The 807-nt window shown below is 48.2% G+C and carries 1 pseudogene; it reads left to right on the forward strand.

The window, feature by feature from the left end:
- Window positions 1-439: 439 nt before the first annotated feature.
- Window positions 440-807: pseudogene (locus ACYVG7_RS05985) on the forward strand (GGDEF domain-containing protein); the annotation flags it as partial.

Raw genomic sequence — 807 nt, forward strand, 5'->3', positions numbered from 1 at the left:
AAAGAAAGACGCTATAAACGCGGGCAGAAAAATAGTGATCGGCATGATGTTATTGGCCGATCGACATGATGTTATTAGCCAGATGCAAATTACGGGGAGAAGTGGATCAGTTCCGGGTGCAAATCAACATTAGTTTATCTAACTGTGAGGTGTCTACAAAACCGATGGCGATTCAGTGCTTAACTAAGATAGCCCAGTCGTGCATTTTAATACTGCAGACACGGACACCAATCTTATTTTTAAACAAGGCTAGATCAATTGGGCCATAACAAGAAGCCTCGCATATGCGAGGCTTGAGGCCATTGACAAAGGACTTGTCAAAGTCAACGCGCTACATGGCAAACAGCTGATCGAGTGGCAGCACATTGTCTAACGGGTGAGTCGATTCACCTCTTTGCTTTTCAGCCAGCCATGGCGTAATACCGTAAGGAACTTGGAGATGAATGATGTATCTGCCATCGCTGGGCAACTAAGCAAACTCAGAGAACGGCTGGACCAAAAAGAACTGGAGTTGGGTGTGCTTGCCGAACAAACGGATGCCGAACGAATCTGCGCCATACAATTCATCACGCGCCTGACCCATGCTTGTCGTGGGCATGACCGCGAGTTGGATAACAAACTGGCCAAGTTACGGCAGCGTTTTGAAGAATTAACGCCATTACACCAGCTCTCTGATGATATCCAGGTGGTCGAGAAGCTGCTGCAACAGCACGCGGTCGCCCTGGAAGAGTCCCTGCGCGTAACCCGAGAAACCATCAAGGAAGGTGGTCGTCATCTCAGTGCCATCAAAGAGATCCCGGAAAAAAT

Source organism: Pseudaeromonas pectinilytica (genome assembly GCF_054780855.1).